Annotated in this window: 1 protein-coding gene; it reads right to left on the reverse strand. The window is 27.1% G+C overall.

Going from position 1 to position 1794, the window contains the following annotated elements; genetic code table 11:
* Positions 1-276 precede the first annotated feature (276 nt).
* Positions 277-1554: a hypothetical protein gene (locus Q4548_RS16570; RefSeq protein ID WP_303457120.1), complete on the reverse strand. Its 1278-nt coding sequence runs from the start codon at positions 1552-1554 to the stop codon at positions 277-279.
* Positions 1555-1794 lie beyond the last annotated feature (240 nt).

Here is a 1794-nt window from a genome sequence, read left to right on the forward strand (position 1 = left end):
TCAGATATTCTAATAGGAAGTTTTTCAATATCAATTGGTATTTTCATTCTGTATTTTTTTCTTACTTACACACAACGGTTTTGGCTAGGCTTAGTGCGGGAAGAAAATCGCTAAGATTTTCGGACTGTGACTAAGCCGAAGCTTTTTGTTTGGTTTTGTTTCTTTGGTTATTACAAAGCCAAATCAACAAGATTTGGCGACCTATTAAATATACACAAAACTTTGAGAAAGCACAAAACCCGCATTAAGTTTAGCCGGTGTTGTGCTAAGTACATTTTAATATAGGGAACTTTCTTCTTGTATTATATCTAAATGGTTGTTAATTACTTTTAAATGATCCGAGTATTTATTTATAAAACCAATTTTGGATGGATTCCCTGGTACTCCATCTCTAATTTCTTTAATTTGAGTTTGAATTAAATTAATATTTGGAACTTTAGCTTTAGGTAATGTTTTGGCTGCTTCAAGTGATTTTATATAATTATTATAATTTTTTAATACTACTATTTGGTAGTCAGAATGAAAATCATTCAGTTTAGTAACTAAACTAATTGATTTTCTTAAAGATCCAATAATACATTTGAGTTCTTCTTTTTCAAGAATACTTTTATAAAATCGAGTGTTTTTATTTTGAAATTGAAGTTCAAATAAGTTATTCACTTGATCTGTTATAGACACAATACTATCAAATTTAATTTTAGAATTATTTTCAATATTATTAATTGTTTTATTTATTTCAATAATAAGTTGATTGTATTTTAACTCATTAGTTTCAATATCAGAGAGAAATGTATCGTTTGTTTCAGAAAGTCTAGTATAATATGTTATGTATAAATTTAACTTGCTATTAAATTTCTTAATTAGTATTGGATTAAATACAGGTTGATTTTCAATAGTTAATTTTTTAGCATTAAATGTTGGGTTATCATCTTTCCATTTCTTAATAGGTTCAACAACAGTTTCTATTTTATCAGTTATTTTAGATATCATTTGAAGAGGTGGAAACATTGGAGAAATAAATCCAATAACAGAATTCATTCTCTTAAAGAAGTTGTTTTGTTTAGGTTTAAACTGTTGGACAGCACTAGTATTGTTTTTAGGGTCATTTATGTATTCTTCTACTACTTCTTTAAAATTATCTAAGACAACTTTTGTAAAAGCAAATCCTAATATACTATCGTTAGGATTATTTAATTTTGCTATATACGTACTAGCTCTCATAGATTCTCTATCTGAAACGATATTATTATATGTAGATTTTAGTTCTTTTAATAATTGTAATTGACTTTTGATTAATGTTAATTTAGAGTTATAATCTTTTTTTCGACTACTCAATTTAGATGTTTCAATATCTTCCATTTTTGTTGACAAAACGGAAACAATATTTCTTAAGTCATCTACATTTTCAGTTCTAGTATCTATTATTTCGTTGCTATTAAAAGCTTTTAAAATAGTAATAGAGTCTTTTTGTATTTGGGTTTGAGAGTTAACCAATTGTGGTATTACACTAAATGTTATTAGTAGAATTGTGATTTTAGATAATTTAGTTTTCATAGTAAGTTTTTAACTCACAATTTAATAAAAACCTTTTAATCAGACTATTAAGTTTTGAAGTATTTTGCACAACGGTTTTGGCTAGGCTTTGTGCGGGAAGAAAATCGGCAAGATTTTCGAACACGCACCTAAGCCGAAGCTTTTTGTTTGGTTTTGTTTTTTGTGGTTTCACAAAGCCAAATCAACAAGATTTGGCGACTTAGTAAATATACACAAAACTTTGAGAAAGCACAGAACCCG

The sequence above is a fragment of the Wenyingzhuangia sp. 2_MG-2023 genome, from assembly GCF_030548295.1.
Classification (GTDB): domain Bacteria; phylum Bacteroidota; class Bacteroidia; order Flavobacteriales; family Flavobacteriaceae; genus Wenyingzhuangia.

Coding starts and splice junctions, on each gene's coding strand:
- Q4548_RS16570 (WP_303457120.1), bottom strand. CDS start 1,554: ATGAAAACTAAATTATCTAAAATCACAATTCTACTAATAACATTTAGT.